This is a genomic window from Scopulibacillus darangshiensis (genome assembly GCF_004341035.1).
Classification (GTDB): Bacteria; Bacillota; Bacilli; order Bacillales; family Sporolactobacillaceae; genus Scopulibacillus; species Scopulibacillus darangshiensis.
The window spans coordinates 157,460-173,372 of the sequence record NZ_SLXK01000004.1 but is presented as its reverse complement, the minus strand read 5'-3'; the positions used below and the strand labels follow the sequence as shown (position 1 = coordinate 173,372).

The window sequence follows — 15,913 nt, the reverse complement described above, 5'->3', positions numbered from 1 at the left end:
CTCCGGAAAAGAGATGGAACGTTATGGATAAAATGAAAGCAGCTATTATAGGTGCCGGAAAACAGGGTGAAGTACACGCAAGAACACTAAATGAAATTCCTTATGTCGATATTGTAGCAATTTGTGATTTAAATGAAACAAGGGCTGGAGAAATGGCCCAAAAATATAATATTAAAGAAGTATATACGGATCATAAGGAAATGTTAAATAAAAGCGATTGCGATTTTGTCGCCATAGTAACGCCTGATCATTTGCATGCTCAAGTGACAATTGATTGTACAAATGCTAAGAAACACATCCTGATCGAAAAGCCATTTGCTACAACAAGAGAAGATATTCATGCCATGTTAGAGGCCATTGAGCGAAACAAAGTAAGAGCAATGGTTGATTTGCATAATCGATGGAGCCCGCCTTTTAGCACTGCGAAAAGGGCAATCGAAAATGGTGAGATTGGCGATATTCGCAGCGGTTATATCAGATTAAATGACAATAAATCCGTTGCCACCGATATGTTATCATGGTCAGCTAATTCATCTATATTGTGGTTCTTAGGCAGTCATAGCCTCGATGCAATATCTTGGTTAGTCAACTCCCGTGTTGAAAAAGTTTACAGTGTTGCAAGAGATGGCGTTCTAAAGAAATTAGGTGTAGATACGATTGATATGTATCAAACGACACTTGAATATGAAAACGGATGCATCGTTCAAATGGAAAATGGCTGGATCACACCAAATGGCAATACAGCGATTATTGACTTTAAGTGTAACGTCCTAGGATCAGAAGGCATGATAAATATTAATACTTCTAGCCATGATCTTATCCAGATATCTACCGAGAAGAAAACTATGTCACCAGATATTCTTGCTAAACCAATTGTGGAAAATAAAATGGCTGGGTTCTCAAGTAACAGCATTAGAAGCTTTGTCGACCGCCTTATCGATGGTAAGCCTTTCTTAGTCAGTGTTGAAGAGGCCGCCAATAGTTGTTTGGCGCTTATCGCAATCTTAGAGTCGGCTAACAAAGGGAAAGCTGTAAAAGTTGATTACTAAACTTTCATCAACTCTGCAAGAACAAACATCTTGCAGAGTTGGACTCATTATTTTGAAAATTTAGATCTATCACTTTGCCCTTTGTAAGCGCATTCTACAGTTTATTTAAGACTCTAAAAACTTTTAAGGAGAGGAAGACATGCATAACTACTCTATTTCTAATAAAAGTAAAAAGTTAACTCTTATTGCCTTATTATTTGCAGGATGGTTTTGTGACTATCTCGATCGAATGGTCATGAGCCTTGGTGTTACAGGGATTGCTAAGGATTTTCATCTAGCCCCCTCCGAAGTGGGAATTGTTTTAAGCAGCTTTTTTGTTGGATATGCTTTTATGCAAATTCCTGGTGGCTGGTTGGCTGATAAATTTGGCTCTAAGAAACTTATAGTCATCTCTATTGTTATGTGGTCTTTATTCACTGTCTTAACAGGATTAGCATGGTCATTAGTATCACTTTTAATCATACGTTTTTTATTTGGGATTGGCCAAGGATCATATCCAGCTTCAGCTGCAAAGTCAATTGCAGAAAACATTCCTCATAAAGAAAGAGGGAAAGCACAAGGGATAGCCATGTCTGCAAATCCTATTGGTCTTGCTATAGCCCCCCTGGTATCTGCATCAATTATGGCTACCTTCGGATGGAGGCCCTTATTCATTGTTATGGGTGTCATCGGAATTATTTTGACCACCCTCTTTATCTATTTCCATCCATCCTCAAAAGTGAGGAATAAAGGTAATAAGGTAACCAATGATGAAGTGGGACCAAGCGTTAAAGATGTTCTCTGTAATATCGATATTTGGAAATTAGCTATTCTTGACTTTGGCTTATCGTGTGCTTCATGGGGGTTTTCCTCGTGGTTGCCATCTTATCTCATGAATGTCCGGCATGTCGATCTTGTCCAAACAGGGATATATGCATCATTACCTTTCGTGGCTGCGGCCTTAACCCAAATGGTAAGCGGATGGTGGTTAGATAAATTTCTTGCTGGACACGAGAAAATAGCTATGGTTGCTGCGGGTGTACTAAGTGTTATATTTTTCTATTTAATGTTTAATACTGACTCACTGCAACTATCCATTCTATATCAAATTTTAGCTTCAATCCCTCTATATTTTAATCTTACACTTATATGGGTTTTTGTAGTTAAGATTTTCCCCACGAAAACGGTTGGAACCGCATCCGGAATCATGAACTTTGGTGGAAACTTAGCAGGGGTTTTCTCCCCTATGATAATGGGATTTCTTATCAGCGCGTCCGGGGGCAGTTACATTAGTGCATTTTGGTTTCTAATCATAGCGATGATAATCAGTATTATTGCAACCCTAGCTCTTAATAAAAGTAGCATTTCGAATAAAGGAATTAATGGAATAGAGGAAGCTTGAAGTATAGGAGTAGAAGTTTTGGTTTTTAAAAACAGCCATTTATCAGTTTCTGACTGATGAATGGCTGTTTTAGTTCGTATTCCTTTCAAAAAGCATCAATTTAACTATGCTGTTGTAAAGAATGAGACGTCTGGCATGGTTTGAATCAACCTGTTTGTCATTTGCTCTGACACCGTTATATTTTCGGAATTGTATGCTTGGTATAATGCACCTATTATCGGTTCAACCTTGCTAAGTATATGGTTAACATTCTTAAACTCCTTATCGATCGGTTGTTTGATTAAGTCGAATAGAAGAGTTGATGGATGGTGGAATAATCCTCCCGAATATACAACATCAAATGATGAAGTAATTGAAAAGTCAACTTTCTTCGCCGCAATTATCGCATATTCGGCACATGACACCGCAAAGTTCTGTAAAATATGGCGTGCGACAGAATCGTTATTTCCGGCTTCGTATATTAATGCACTTATGATTTTGCTGTTTTTCATTTCCATTCTTCCATCTCTGCAAGTAATGGCATATAAGAATTCATCTACTTTTTCCTTCTGATAGATGTCTAACACTCTAGTCGTTAGGTTGGTCGGTTCTGATATTCCTAAATCGGCATTAACAACAGCTTTAATTGTCTCCTTGACTAGCTCACGACTTCCTATAGATTGTATCCAGAAGCTTCCATGCCATATTTTATTTTCAATACCACACGCTCCAATGGCAACTCCTGTACCTAATATGACCGAGACCCCTTTTCCCGAATTTGTTCCGGATCTTAACCCTCCGATAGCGTCGTTAACAATAGAAATATTGTTATATTGCAGGTTTTTAAACTGTTCTTCTAAAAATGTAAAATCCTCAGGCCAATCAGCACCAGCCATACTGAAACCGCTTGCTTCCAGCTCTTCTTTTCGTACATTAGCCATCTGAAGGGCACTTGTGATTGCCTCATTTGCTATTGCAATGGCAGTGTCAGGTGATTCAGCACCATAGATGTCTCCGCAACCGCTTCTGCCAATCCCATGTATCGTTCCGTTTTCATCGGCAATAACTGCAATCGTTTTGGTATTACCTGCATCGACCCCGAGAAAAAATGGCATGTTATTTTCCCCTCTCCAAGGTTATTTAGCAACTTCTCCTGGTAATGCAAGTTTATCCGCAATAATCTTTACATTTCCGTGTGATTGAAGATGGGAAGAAGGAATTGAATCATCAATTTTTCCGCGAAGGGTCTGTTCAAATATTTCTTTTTTGTGCCCTCCATTAACCAATAAAATGATCTGACACGAACTTAAAAGAAGGTTCATTCCCGCTGTCATACTCATCGTCGGAACATGTTCCATTCCTCCCCAATAGATGGCGTTACTGATTAAGCTTTCTTTCGTGAGAGGAACGACTCTTGTTGGTGCGAAAGCCGAAGACGGCGGTTCATTAAACCCTAAATGTCCATTAGGCCCTAAACCGAGCACCGCCAAATCAAATCCGCCAGCTTCTTTAACTTTCGTTTCGTAATCTAAGCAAACAGCCTCTGGGTGATCCGAATTTTCAGGCAGCTTTACAAATTGGCTTTCTAATATCCCCCACGGTTCAATAACAGTTTTCCTCAACCATCCTTCTAATGAACGAGGATCTGAAGGCTCTAAGCCTAAGTATCCGTCTAATTGATAAATGGTTAATTGAGAAGGATCGAACTCCCCCCTTTTCTTCATTTCTGTTAAAACCTCGTACGTTCCCAAAGGGGTATTCCCCATTGCGAGTACAATGGATGCATCGGGTTTTTCATCTACAAATTTTTTTATCATTAAGGCGCATTGATTGCTTAATTCCGCATAATCACTTACAGTTATAAGTTCCATTCAGACCCTCCTAAGAAACCGTGTTCGATGTTGTATTTTTCAGAAGCCGATCTGGTAAATAATCTTGTAAGGCATGGGCCATCTTGTCATAAATGATTTCAGCTTTATTCAAAGAAGATACTAATGGATTTGTTGCTAAAGCCCTTATCGCGTCAATACGTGTCCCATTCCATGCAGCTTTTGCAGTCAAAGACTGATATTCTCCCAGCATTTTCAACAATCCGGCAACATGCCCGGGCAACGGATTTTGTGCCAATGGAGTGACTCCATTTTTATCTACGAAACACGGTACCTCTACAATTAAATCATCGGCGAAATCAGGAATTGCTCCTCTGTTTGAAACATTGCACATCCATACTTCCTTACGATCATTAAAGACGGCGTCCATTACATCAAATGCAAGCTCTAATTCATGAATGCCTCCTCTGGAACGAGCGGGATCCAATTGTGGATTATCACTTAACGCTTCTTCCCGATAATGTTTCCAGTAATTGGGGACGCGAGACATAATTTCTTGTGAACGTGTCATTGGTTTTGCTCTCAGCTCTTCAATCACCTCATCTTTAAAGTAATAATACTTAAAGTAATCGGACGGGATTGCATTCATTGTTACAGCCAGCTTAAGCATTCTTAAATCCTCGTGTTTTACATTTTGATCGTTCTTTTTCTCTTCATATGCTTCTTTTAAAATCGGCACGATGTCTTGCCCCTTATATAAATGATGGGTGCTCCAGCAATTGTGATTAAGTCCAATCATTTCTACTTCCAAGTAATCAGGATCTAAACCTGCTGTTTTTGCAATCATTTTTGGGAAAATAATCGGTCCTTCGCAAAGTGAGACGATTGGAATGTCAGTATGATGTGAAACAGCTTCCGAAACAATATTTATTGGATTCGTATAGTTAAAAAGCTTGGCCTTTGGACAAACTTCCTCCATATCTTTAATAATGCTTTTCATGACGTGAATGGAGCGTAAAGCCATGAAAAAGCCGCCAGGTCCTTGTGTTTCCTGTCCAATAATCCCATGTTTTAAAGGAATGCTTTCATCTATATACCGAGCTTCAAATCCACCTGGACGAAAACTTGTAAGCACAGCATCACAATCCCTTAAACCCTCTCTTTGATTGGTTGTCGTCGTAATTTTCAATTCGATCCCTTTGTTCCGAGCCATTTTTTCCGACAATTCCTTTACGAGCTGCAGCCGATCCTCTGTTAAATCTATAAGAACGACCTCAGAACCATTAAAGTTTTCACCTTGATGAATAAAGCTTGCCATCGTTCCAGGAGCTCTTGTGCTCCCACCGCCAATATAAGCTAATTTAATACGCGCCATTATTTTCCCCTCCATTAAATTTTAAAATTAAAGTCTATTTGTTATGTTGTTACTACAAATAAGCACATGATAGTAGTTTGCAAAAAACTGAGACTTCCCCTATTCTTTGATGCTCCCGGCCACCATTCCTCCAATGATATAGCGATATAAGAGAATAGAAATAATTAATGGCGGAAGGGATGCGATAATACCCCCAGCTGTCATAAATCCCCAATCAATACTATGTTTTCCCATAAACTCCCTTATAACGACTGGCAATGTTTTTGATTCATAAGTTTGGGTAAAAGCGTTCGCAAACATAAATTCATCCCATGAACCTAAAAACGTGAATAGAGCTGTTGCGGCTATCCCTGGTGCAGCAATCGGAAGAATCACCTTTATAATAGAAGTAAATCTTGAACAGCCATCAATGAACGCAGCTTCTTCCAATTCTTTAGGTATAGTTTGAAAATATCCAGCCAAAAGCCAAATCACAAAAGGCAATGAAAAGGTAGTATAAGCCAATATGAGAGCCCAGATCGTATCCAATAAAGGAGGCGAGTGATAAAGAATAAGATCTGTAAACGGCAATTTGATTTGTATACCATCTCTCATCATCATATAAAATGGAACGACGATGCTAATGGACGGCAATAACTGCATGGCCAAAATACAAAATAAAGATGTCATTCGAAAAGGAAATTTAATTCTAGCCAGAGCATACGCGGCAAAAACACCAATGCCCAGACTAAAAAAGGTAGTCAAAACAGAAACATAGACACTATTCTTAATAGCTTTAACGAAGCCTGATCCGCCACCACCTTTAAAAATATTAATATAATTTTCGAATGTTGGATTTTTGGTAAAGATCACCCCATTAATCAACTCACTTTTCATTGTTACTGAAGATAGTACAAGATAAATGAAAGGTGTAAGTGTAAAGACGGTAAGTGCACATAACCCGATCCATAAATAAATCGGTGGTATGATGTTGTTTCCTTTAGGTTGAAATAAAGCCTTCTTGATCCTTTCCTTTACATCAATTGTTCCATTTACATTAGGGGAATTGTGAACTTCAGTTTTTATATGGTTCATTAGTCCATCTCCCTCTTATTTATTCTGTGTTTCTCTTTAAGATTCGGATATAAATAATAATTAATAGAAGCATAAAAAGTGTTGATATCCAGGCCATTGCTGATGCATTGCCTAAGTAAAAGTAACGGAATGCATTATTAAACGTTAAATAAGAAACTGAAGTTGTAGGATCTCCTGTAAACACAGTCAATATATCGTAAACTTTAAACGCCCCCATCGTCCTTAACACAATGGCAATAATGATAGATGGCAATAACTGAGGAATTGTAATGAGGCGGATTTTTGCCCAAAACCCTGCTCCATCGATCATTGCCGCTTCATACAAGTTTCCGGAAATGGATTGCATCCCAGCCAAAAGAATTAGCGTAATAAATGGCGTGCATTTCCACACATCCGATAAGATAACAAAATTTATAATATTATCAGAATTAGATAACCATACTGGATTACTGTTAGGGTCTATAATGTGCAAGAAACGGAGAAGTTGGGTAAAAGCCCCGTAACCCGGTTGATAAATATATTTCCACAAAAGACCATTAACTAATGTTAGCAATGCCCAAGGGATAATAATTATCACTCTAAAGATAATGCGGCCTTTAAATATCTCATTTAGCAGCAAAGCACAAAAGAAGCCAAAGATTAATTCCAGAAAAACAGAAACACCGGTGAAATAAATAGTTCTTTTCATGGAAACCCAGAATTCTGTGGATTGCAGGATGTCGGAATAATTTCTTATCCCGACAAACGACGTATCAGTATTTTCCATCAAATTGTATTTAAAAAAGCTCCAGATAAAGGATTGATAGATGGGAAATATATAAGTCTTAAATAATACGTAAAATGTCGGTAATAAAAAGAACAGCGCCAGTATATAATCTTTTCTTTGCCGATTAAGAAAAGCTCTTGAACTTATTCTTTTTTGTTTGTGGAGCGGATTAGAAAACATTTTTCACCTCCAAAAATACAAGGCTATGCTTTTTTAGGAATTTCCCTTAATTGCTTCTTCAATTTTTTTAACGGCAGAATTCAACGCCTCTTTTGGAGTTTTCTGCTGCCTTAATGCTGCATGCAATTCCGCAGCCAAGATATCTGACCAGTTAACATATCCAGGCGCATTCGGACGGTCTACTCCATATTTATACTGTTCTTTAATTTTATTCAGCTTACCAATTGTATCCGCTTTCAACAATTCCGAATCTTTATATGCAGTTTCAAGAGAAGGATACCACCCTGCTTTTAGATAATAAGGGACCTGAAATTCTTTACTCCCTATAAACTTTAAAAATGCTAGGGCTGCTGCTTTGTTTTTACTGTTTTTTGCTATAGCAACACCCGCTGTACCCGTGACAGCCGCAGATTTAACCTTTCCTTGTCCCGGTATTAGTCCTACATCTGTCTTCCCAACTACTGATGACTTTTTCGGATCATTCACTTCGGGGTAAATGCCTTCCCAGTTTGTCATCATGGCGATCTTTCCAGAAGAAAATGCATTTTCTACATCGCTCTCCGTCCATTGAAGACTTGCCGGTGATACTGTTTTGTCTTTGTTTAAAAGATCAACCATGTATTGAAGAGCTTTTAACCCTCCACCCTGATTAAAAACGGGTTTCCCTGCTTTATCGAAAAATCGGCCATCAAAAGCATAAAGAAGAGTAACATAATCACTTACAAGACTTTCTGCTTGCTTCCATGACCAACCCGATGCATAAATCCCTTTTTCCTTGAGCTTTTTAGAATCCTCTTTAAACTCTTTCCATGTCTTAGGCGCAGAGGTGATATTCGCTTTTCTTAAAAGTTCTTTGTTCCAGTAAAAATGTTTGGTACTGGAGTATAACGGTATCCCTAATACATGGTTGTCGTACGACATAGACTCTACCGATGATTTTGTGAATTTATCCAGGTAATCCTTTGGTATGACATTTGTTAAATCCGTGACTATGTTCCCCTCATAGAACTGGCCTCCCCAGATGTTATCCATTTCTATCACATCAATATCGGAGGAATTTGATAAAGCGGCGACAGTTATTTTGTTATAAAGGGAATTATAGTCTACTGAAATTTCCTTTACTTTAATGCCTGTTTTCTTCGAAAAGAGTCTCAATGATTTCTTTCTCTGGGGATCACCCGTCCAAAGAACAGTAATGGTTTCACCTTTTAAAGATGAAACTGATTGGTCCCAGTTCAATGGTTTTGTTTCTTCATTTTGTATGGACTTTGATTCAGGCACAGCACTGCAACCAGCGATTAGAAAAAACACCAACAGCAGAAAACAAACGAACTTTCGCTTTCGAAACATGCAAAACCTCCTCTGTGAAATTTGTTGTAACATTACTACAAATAATATAAAATAAGCAATGGTCCATTGTCAATATATTTCTGATTATTCTATAATTAATCAGTAATTAGTGAATTGGAGGGTTTATTATAAATGGTTACTCAAAAAGGTATCGCTCTTTATTCGTCCCTTAAAGAGAAACTTCTAAATTCGATCAAAAATGGAACATATAAAGAAGGTGACCAATTGCCTACAGAATCCGAACTTAGTAAAAAATATCAGGTCAGCAGAACAACTGTCCGTCTTGCTCTTCAACAATTGGAAATAGAAGGATTCATCCTTAAGAAACAAGGAAAAGGAACTTTTGTGACGAAGCCAAAAATAGAAGAAAATTTATCTCAAGGTTTTCAATCATTTGTTGAGCAAATGACTCATTTGGGGCTGGAACCCTACTCTAAAGTTTTGGAATTGACGCTTATACCAGCCGATGAAACCGTTGCGGAGAAATTGCAGCTTAAAGAAAAAGAACCTGTCGTTAAACTGGTACGATTAAGGTACGCAAATAAAGAACCACATAGCTACATCATCTCCTTTATCCCGTGGAGCATTGCGCCCGGTCTTATAAATGAAGATTGTTCAAATTCGTTATATAAGGTTTTAACTGAAAAATATAAGATTCAAATTGGACATGATATCGAAACCCTTGAACCAATTCTTACGGATGAAGAGGTCAGCAGATTCTTAAATGTAACTGTTGGCTCCCCTGCCTTCTTATTGGATGCGGTGATCTATTCAACTGCGAACGTTCCTATTGAGTACGCACAAGATATTATCCGTGGTGATCGAACAAAATTCACCTTAAAGAGGCACTATCAAAATAATAATTTGTTATAAGGGGGAAATAGTAAGAAAAAGACGCTGAAAAACTATTATAAGTTTACAGCGTCCTTTTCTTTTAAAATCAATAAAGTTTGTTACTGACCACTGTAGTATTCTGTTTTCAACAGTCCCATTAGATGCATTCACAAACTATCCCCTAATATTCGGGTTATAATATTTTTATACCCGGCTCGTCATCCCCTGAATTTGCACATTTAGGGGATGGTATCTTTTGCAATAAATGAGGAAACTCTGTTAAAAACTGATGTACGGTATCCATGTCCTCCTTCTTTAATGGATAGGACGGTTTTCTACAGTAATCTGTTTTAATTAATCCTCTTAAATGAAGAATGGCTTTTTCTACTTGAATAATATACTCGCAATCTTTCATCCATTGCGAAATATAATGCAACAATTTCTTGTGAATCTGTTTTGCTTCATTAAGTAACCCTTTTTGATACAAACGATAAATTTCTACATAGATTTCAGAAAAAGAACAGCCAGGCATTACACCTTTTCCGCCTTCATCTAAAACATCGAGCATATATAAGCCGGCATAACCGTTCAAGATGACGGCTTGTGGACGCTTTTCTAGGATTCCCTTCATGCATTCCATCGGTGGATTAGATTCAATTTTAAATACAACATTCGGAAATGAATCATAAATTTCCACTAGTTCATCTGCAGCAATCTCCATCTTTGTTTCAGTTGGAGCATACTGAACAAGGACGGGGATTTTCACTGACTTTACTACGGCTCGGATATGTTCTTTAATCGCATCCATACTTGGATTCAGGAAAAAAGGCGGGAGCAGCATTAATGCATTTGCTCCAAGGGCTTCATAATCCATTGCACGTTTTACAGCGATTTCAGTACTATGATCGGTAACTGACAATACACTTTGAACTCCCGTACCTCTTAACTCTTGGACAAAAACCTTTGCTAATTCCACGCGTTCAAAATCTGTAAATTTATAAAACTCACTAGCGATGCCAAACATTGTTAAGCCATTAATTCCTGTCGTTGATAAATGATGAATGAGGGAGCAGAAGTCCTCCCAATCAATTTCCCCATCCTTATTAAACGGGGGCGCCATAATCGGATAAACACCTTTTATATCCATTTAGTAAATACTCCTTTCCATCTCATTCGAACGGTTTTATACTGTCTTTTATTAATAATGAACTATACTTCTTGACTCTTTAATGAGGTGTATGAATTTCCCGGCAATTTCCGTTAGTTCTTCATATCGACCTGCTTCAATCACTTCTTTATTTACTAACGAACCGCCTACACCGACCGCAACTGCTCCATTTTTAATAAACTGCGCTACATTTTCTAACGTCACCCCGCCTGTCGGCATCATTGGAATATGGCCTAATGGACCTTGAAGTTCTTTAATATAGTTGACACCCAACGAATTTCCAGGGAAAACTTTTAGTAAATCAGCTCCGGCTTTATAAGCTGTTACAATTTCTGTTGGTGTCATAACGCCTGGAATCGAAATCTTTCCATACGAATTGGTTAATTGAATCGTTTCAATATCTACGATTGGTGAGAAGATAAAATCTGAGCCTACAGTAATTGCCTGTTTAGCTGTTTCGGCATCCAAGACAGTGCCTGCCCCAACTAAAACTTGGTCACCAAAGATTCCTTTTAGATTCACAATCATATCAAAAACATCAGGTGTGTCTACTGTAATCTCCAGTGCACCAACACCGCCATCAACCAATGCTTGCGCGAGATTATAAATGTGGTCTTGTTTTGGACGGCGTATAACGGCAACAAGCCCTGAATCCTTTAACTGTTGTAGCTTATCCCATTTATTCATTAGCTTTCCTCCTACCGAATCACATCTTCATCCGTTGAACTTCTTGATAAGAAATGGTCAACTTCTTCATTAGTCGGTAACCCTTCCGAATCTCCATTTACACCGACAACTAAAGCTCCAACTACATTTGCCCGCTTCACAATCATCGATAATGGTTCATTGCGGAGAAGTCCACTAATTACCCCAGCAGCAAAGCCGTCTCCAGCTCCAACAGGGTCAACAACCTCCGCTACGGAAAATCCGGGGACGAAGCCGCTTTCCTCAGAATTTTGATAAAAAGCACCTTCTTTTCCTAACTTAATAATGATTGTTTTTCCGTTTTTGCCTAACTTATCTGCAACTTTTTCGGGTTTATCCTCACCTGTCAAGAATGTACCTTCATTCAAACCAGGGAGTATGACATCTGATTTTTCGGCGATATCACATAATACCTTTTTCGCCTCACCCTCTTTCCATAGTTTTAAGCGAATGTTTGGGTCAAATACAATTTTCACTGAATGTTGCTTGGCAATCTCAATTGCAGTAAATACAGCTTCTCTGCAGTCCTTGCTTAATGCAGGCGTAATTCCTGTTAAATGTAGAATTCTAGCTTTTTTAATATAGTCTTCATCAAGATCTTCCAGGTTTAATAAGCTTGCAGCAGAATGTTTTCGATAATAATAAATTCTCACATCACTTGCATTACGCTTTTCTTTAAAATATAAGCCGGTTGGTGCTTCTTCAGTAAATGTACAACGGGAATTATCGACCCCTTCTCCTTTTAGTGATTTAAAAATAAAACCTCCAAAAGGATCATCGCCCAACTTGCTGAACCATCCGGCCGAATGTCCTAATCGGCTAACACCAATCGCAACATTTGATTCAGCACCGGCCATTTGTTTGTAATATTGATGCTCGTATTCTAGCGGTAACATTCTGGCAGGAGTAAACAGAACCATTGTCTCACCAAACGTAACCATGTCCATTGATTTCATGAGCTGCCACCATTCCTTTGCTAGGATTAATGCTATCGAAAAAAGTAATGATTGAAGAATACAATGATGTGGTCTTAAGAATTTAAAACCACATCACCGTAAAAGCTAATTATATTATATTGTTTTCTTATTGCCTAAGCTTGAGCTTACACGTAAAAACCCTCTCTAGCTTCTCTAATACCCGGATGCGCCTCCATTGCCTCCTCTACGAGATCCACACCCAAACCGGGACGTCTCGATAATACCAAGTGCCCTTCTTTAATTTCTAACGGATGATCAATCACTTCATCTCTCCAAGGAACATCATTAAAGATAAACTCTTGTCTAAAGAAGTTAGGCACTGAAGCGCAGACATGTGCACTCGATAGCGTTGAAAGTGGCCCATTAGGGTTATGAGGTGCTAGTAAAACGTTGTATGCTTCCGCCATCGTCGCCATGCGTTTCATCTCAGAAGGACCGCCGCAACGAGTAATATCAGGCATAATAATATCCACTAATTGTTTTTCGAGAATTGGACGAATGCCATATCTCGTATAATGCCTTTCCCCTACACAAATCGATACACCTGGATTTAGTCGATCACGAACCGCTTTTAACGTCTCTGCACTTTCCGGTCCGACGGGCTCCTCATACCAAGTAATATCTAATTCTGCTAATCTATCAGCCATAGTGACAGCTGTCTTAAAATTTAACATCGCATGTGTTTCAATCATCATATCCTTATCATAGCCAACGGCTTCACGAACGGCTTTACTAACATCATAGGCTTTCTGCTGAAGTTCTGGAGTTAAAGATAAATTAGCAGATAAATCTTCACCGTATAAATAATTTGTATGTGCGAACGGGTCGAATTTAAGTCCTCCAAAGCCCGCTTCTTTTACTTTCTTTGCTTGAGCAGCATAATCTTCGGAATTATGACCGCCGCCAGTGAACCAATAGTTTGCGTATAACGGGATTTCCGTACGGAATGCCCCTCCTAATAGTTCATAACAAGGAACACCTAACACTTTTCCTTTTAAATCGAGCAATGCCATATCAATACCGCTAATTGCACATAAACTTGCACCATATGGTCCAACCCAGTTCAAATCCCGGTAGAGCTTCGTCCAAATAAAATCGGTTTTCATTGGGTCTAACCCGATAATTCTTTCTCCCGCATGTTTTGCAGCGGCTTCTACAATCGGACTTCCAGGCCAGTTTGTTGCTTCACCAACTCCCGTATATCCTTCATCTGTATAAACTTTGATAAGTGTCCAATTGTATTTAACTCCTTCAACTAACCAAGCTTTAACGTCTGTAATTTTCATGATAATACCTCCATTTTTTTATTTTTTCATTCTTTTGCGAGCAGCAATAAATTTATGTGATGGTAAACCTTTTACCGTTGTTTTTATACGAAAAACACTTCCGGACAAAGGATAGGTATGAACTTCTTCTTCCGTTAAATCGACACAGGCAGTTGTAATGTACAGCTCGTCCAGACGTTTACCTCCGAAAGTACAGGACGTTACATATGGGGCGGGAACATTTACAGTTTGCAGTAGATCACCTGTATCAGGGTTCCAACGGGTCACCTTGCCTCCTCCCCAATGAGAGATCCAAAGCATTCCTTCCTGGTCAATGGTCATGCCATCTGGGCATCCGTCTTCTTTGTCAATATGGATGACTGTCCGTTTGTCTGAAATAAGGCCGGTTTCGAAATTAGATTTGAAGGAAACAATTTCATTCGTCAGTGTGTCAATGTAATACATTATTGCACCATCAGGGCTCCAGGCTAAACCGTTTGAGATCGATACGTTCTCCAGCATTTTATGTGTTTGTAAGTCTTTATCAAGCACATATAGAGAACCCGCAAACTTTGCTCCATTTTGATCCATCGTGCCGGCCCAATACCGCCCAAGCGGATCACATTTCCCATCATTGAAGCGATTATTCGGCAAGTGAGATTCGAGATGTTGAATGGGCCGCAGAACCCCTGTGTCGCTGTTAAAAAAATAAAATCCACGGCCCATTGTAATGACATAATCGCCGAACGGATGGCAGACAACCGATGTTACACATTCGGGGAGAACGGTGAAAGCCACCTTTTTTGTAAAAAAATCGTACATATATAATTTGTTTTTTAGGATATCAACCCAAAGCAACACGTTTCTCCGTTCGTCCCAGCAAGGTCCTTCACCCAGTACACATTTTGTTTCGAGAAAAAGTTCAGCGTTTGCCTTCATATTCATTCATCCTCTTGCTTATAATACTCATTTTTTCTTTTGGCCCGGAATCGATGACGATGTCTAAAAACCATGAACTTGACCCCTTGCCTTTTACAGAGGAATACGTCCCGTTATAAAAAGCATTTTCAAGATTGTCATAAAAACCTGTGCTCGGTTCCAGCGCACATGTCGCCCGGCTGTTAAATTCTCCTTCATCCACCCAAACTCCTAAATATGGAACCTGGTTAGGCGAGGTTTTGTACAATAGGAAGTCGTCTGTGTCTGATGCATAAAGAGCTGACCAGCTTACACATAATTTCTCCGGAACATACAACTTGCGTGAATCCCGATTTGTGTAGGGGCCAATTTGGTTTAATGATATTTTTTGACCATCTTCTGTAACAACTGTGGGCCAATTGAACAATTGGTTGGTAGTACCTAGCTTCTTACCGCCCTGAACCGAAAGTATCGTTTGAACCTTTTCTGGCAGAAGAATTTCGATCGTTTCATCGACTTTGAACTGCGGATGGGATGCCCAAAGATAAACGAGCGTTTCATCACTCAAATTCTCCACTTTATATTCGCAGCGAATCGTATGTTTATTCAGAAAGTAATAGGTTTTTTGCAATACATAAGGAAGTGCCTTTCCTTTTACGACTAATGAAACGGAGTCATTTGTTCGTTCAAATGCCCATGGAAGTGACCAAACCTCACCATGATCCTGGAGAGGTATGTCCTTAAAATTCCCATCTGCAGGATACATGCAGGCATCAATGGTTGGGAACATGTCATCAAGCCCACTCATATCCCACTCTGTAAACATTGATCCGTATTCTGGGCTTTGAAGTTCTCTCTTACCCGAATCAAGAAGCCATTCCCGATCTGTTACTTTGTTATAAAGGGAAGTTACTTTTCCACCGATTTCGGGCAAAATTTCTGCCTTGACATTCTTGTTTTCAATGGATACATAAAGAAAGCCTTCCCTTTCGGATGTTTGGATCGTGACATCCTTAGAAGGAAATGGGTTATTTTTTCTCATCTTATACCTCCAAAAGGACTG

Annotated in this window: 15 protein-coding genes; 3 read left to right on the top strand and 12 right to left on the bottom strand. The window is 39.0% G+C overall.

Annotation, left to right across the window (positions count from 1 at the left end; translation table 11 throughout):
• The first annotated feature begins 23 nt into the window (after window positions 1–23).
• The gene (locus tag EV207_RS05095; RefSeq protein WP_132744308.1) at window positions 24–1,049 is read left to right on the top strand and encodes a Gfo/Idh/MocA family protein; all 1,026 of its coding nucleotides are present in this window, start codon (window positions 24–26) and stop codon (window positions 1,047–1,049) included.
• Between the two features lie 139 nt (window positions 1,050–1,188).
• Entirely contained in the window at window positions 1,189–2,430 is a 1,242-nt protein-coding gene (locus tag EV207_RS05090; RefSeq protein WP_132744306.1) for an MFS transporter, read from the top strand.
• Between the two features lie 104 nt (window positions 2,431–2,534).
• Here the strand turns inward: EV207_RS05090 and EV207_RS05085 are convergent, their stop codons facing one another.
• From EV207_RS05085 to EV207_RS05060, 6 genes are all read right to left on the bottom strand, one after another.
• Window positions 2,535–3,524 carry an N-acetylglucosamine kinase gene (locus tag EV207_RS05085; protein WP_132744304.1) on the bottom strand — a complete coding sequence of 330 codons (990 nt, stop codon included), beginning with the start codon at window positions 3,522–3,524 and terminating at the stop codon, window positions 2,535–2,537.
• Window positions 3,525–3,545: 21 nt separating this feature from the next.
• On the bottom strand, window positions 3,546–4,280 hold the full coding sequence (locus EV207_RS05080; protein WP_132744302.1) for a 6-phosphogluconolactonase: 735 nt from the start codon (window positions 4,278–4,280) through the stop codon (window positions 3,546–3,548).
• A 10-nt stretch (window positions 4,281–4,290) separates the two neighbouring features.
• Complete coding sequence (locus EV207_RS05075; protein WP_132744300.1) at window positions 4,291–5,613, bottom strand: family 4 glycosyl hydrolase; 1,323 nt, start codon at window positions 5,611–5,613, stop codon at window positions 4,291–4,293.
• 99 nt (window positions 5,614–5,712) lie between these two features.
• Window positions 5,713–6,687: a carbohydrate ABC transporter permease gene (locus tag EV207_RS05070; RefSeq protein WP_132744298.1), complete on the bottom strand. Its 975-nt coding sequence runs from the start codon at window positions 6,685–6,687 to the stop codon at window positions 5,713–5,715.
• Between the two features lie 19 nt (window positions 6,688–6,706).
• Entirely contained in the window at window positions 6,707–7,633 is a 927-nt protein-coding gene (locus tag EV207_RS05065; RefSeq protein ID WP_132744296.1) for a carbohydrate ABC transporter permease, read from the bottom strand.
• A 33-nt stretch (window positions 7,634–7,666) separates the two neighbouring features.
• Window positions 7,667–8,983 carry an ABC transporter substrate-binding protein gene (locus EV207_RS05060; protein ID WP_165886836.1) on the bottom strand — a complete coding sequence of 439 codons (1,317 nt, stop codon included), beginning with the start codon at window positions 8,981–8,983 and terminating at the stop codon, window positions 7,667–7,669.
• Window positions 8,984–9,115: 132 nt separating this feature from the next.
• Between EV207_RS05060 and EV207_RS05055 the strand changes: the two genes are divergently transcribed.
• Window positions 9,116–9,856 carry a GntR family transcriptional regulator gene (locus tag EV207_RS05055; protein ID WP_132744292.1) on the top strand — a complete coding sequence of 247 codons (741 nt, stop codon included), beginning with the start codon at window positions 9,116–9,118 and terminating at the stop codon, window positions 9,854–9,856.
• 154 nt (window positions 9,857–10,010) lie between these two features.
• On the opposite strand, the gene EV207_RS05050 is transcribed toward EV207_RS05055, so the two are convergent.
• The 6 genes from EV207_RS05050 to EV207_RS05025 form a co-directional block, all read right to left on the bottom strand.
• Window positions 10,011–10,964, bottom strand: coding sequence for a dihydrodipicolinate synthase family protein (locus EV207_RS05050; protein WP_132744290.1), 954 nt, complete (start codon window positions 10,962–10,964; stop codon window positions 10,011–10,013).
• A gap of 51 nt (window positions 10,965–11,015) precedes the next feature.
• Complete coding sequence (locus EV207_RS05045) at window positions 11,016–11,672, bottom strand: bifunctional 4-hydroxy-2-oxoglutarate aldolase/2-dehydro-3-deoxy-phosphogluconate aldolase (protein WP_132744288.1); 657 nt, start codon at window positions 11,670–11,672, stop codon at window positions 11,016–11,018.
• Window positions 11,673–11,683: 11 nt separating this feature from the next.
• On the bottom strand, window positions 11,684–12,646 hold the full coding sequence (locus tag EV207_RS05040; protein ID WP_132744286.1) for a sugar kinase: 963 nt from the start codon (window positions 12,644–12,646) through the stop codon (window positions 11,684–11,686).
• Between the two features lie 146 nt (window positions 12,647–12,792).
• Window positions 12,793–13,953: a mandelate racemase/muconate lactonizing enzyme family protein gene (locus tag EV207_RS05035; RefSeq protein ID WP_132744284.1), complete on the bottom strand. Its 1,161-nt coding sequence runs from the start codon at window positions 13,951–13,953 to the stop codon at window positions 12,793–12,795.
• Window positions 13,954–13,971: 18 nt separating this feature from the next.
• A complete protein-coding gene (locus EV207_RS05030) occupies window positions 13,972–14,871 on the bottom strand; it encodes an SMP-30/gluconolactonase/LRE family protein (protein WP_132744282.1) in 900 nt (299 codons plus the stop codon).
• Window positions 14,855–15,892: an aldose epimerase family protein gene (locus EV207_RS05025; protein WP_132744280.1), complete on the bottom strand. Its 1,038-nt coding sequence runs from the start codon at window positions 15,890–15,892 to the stop codon at window positions 14,855–14,857. The genes EV207_RS05030 and EV207_RS05025 overlap by 17 nt, the downstream gene beginning before the upstream one ends.
• Between the last annotated feature and the right edge of the window lie 21 nt (window positions 15,893–15,913).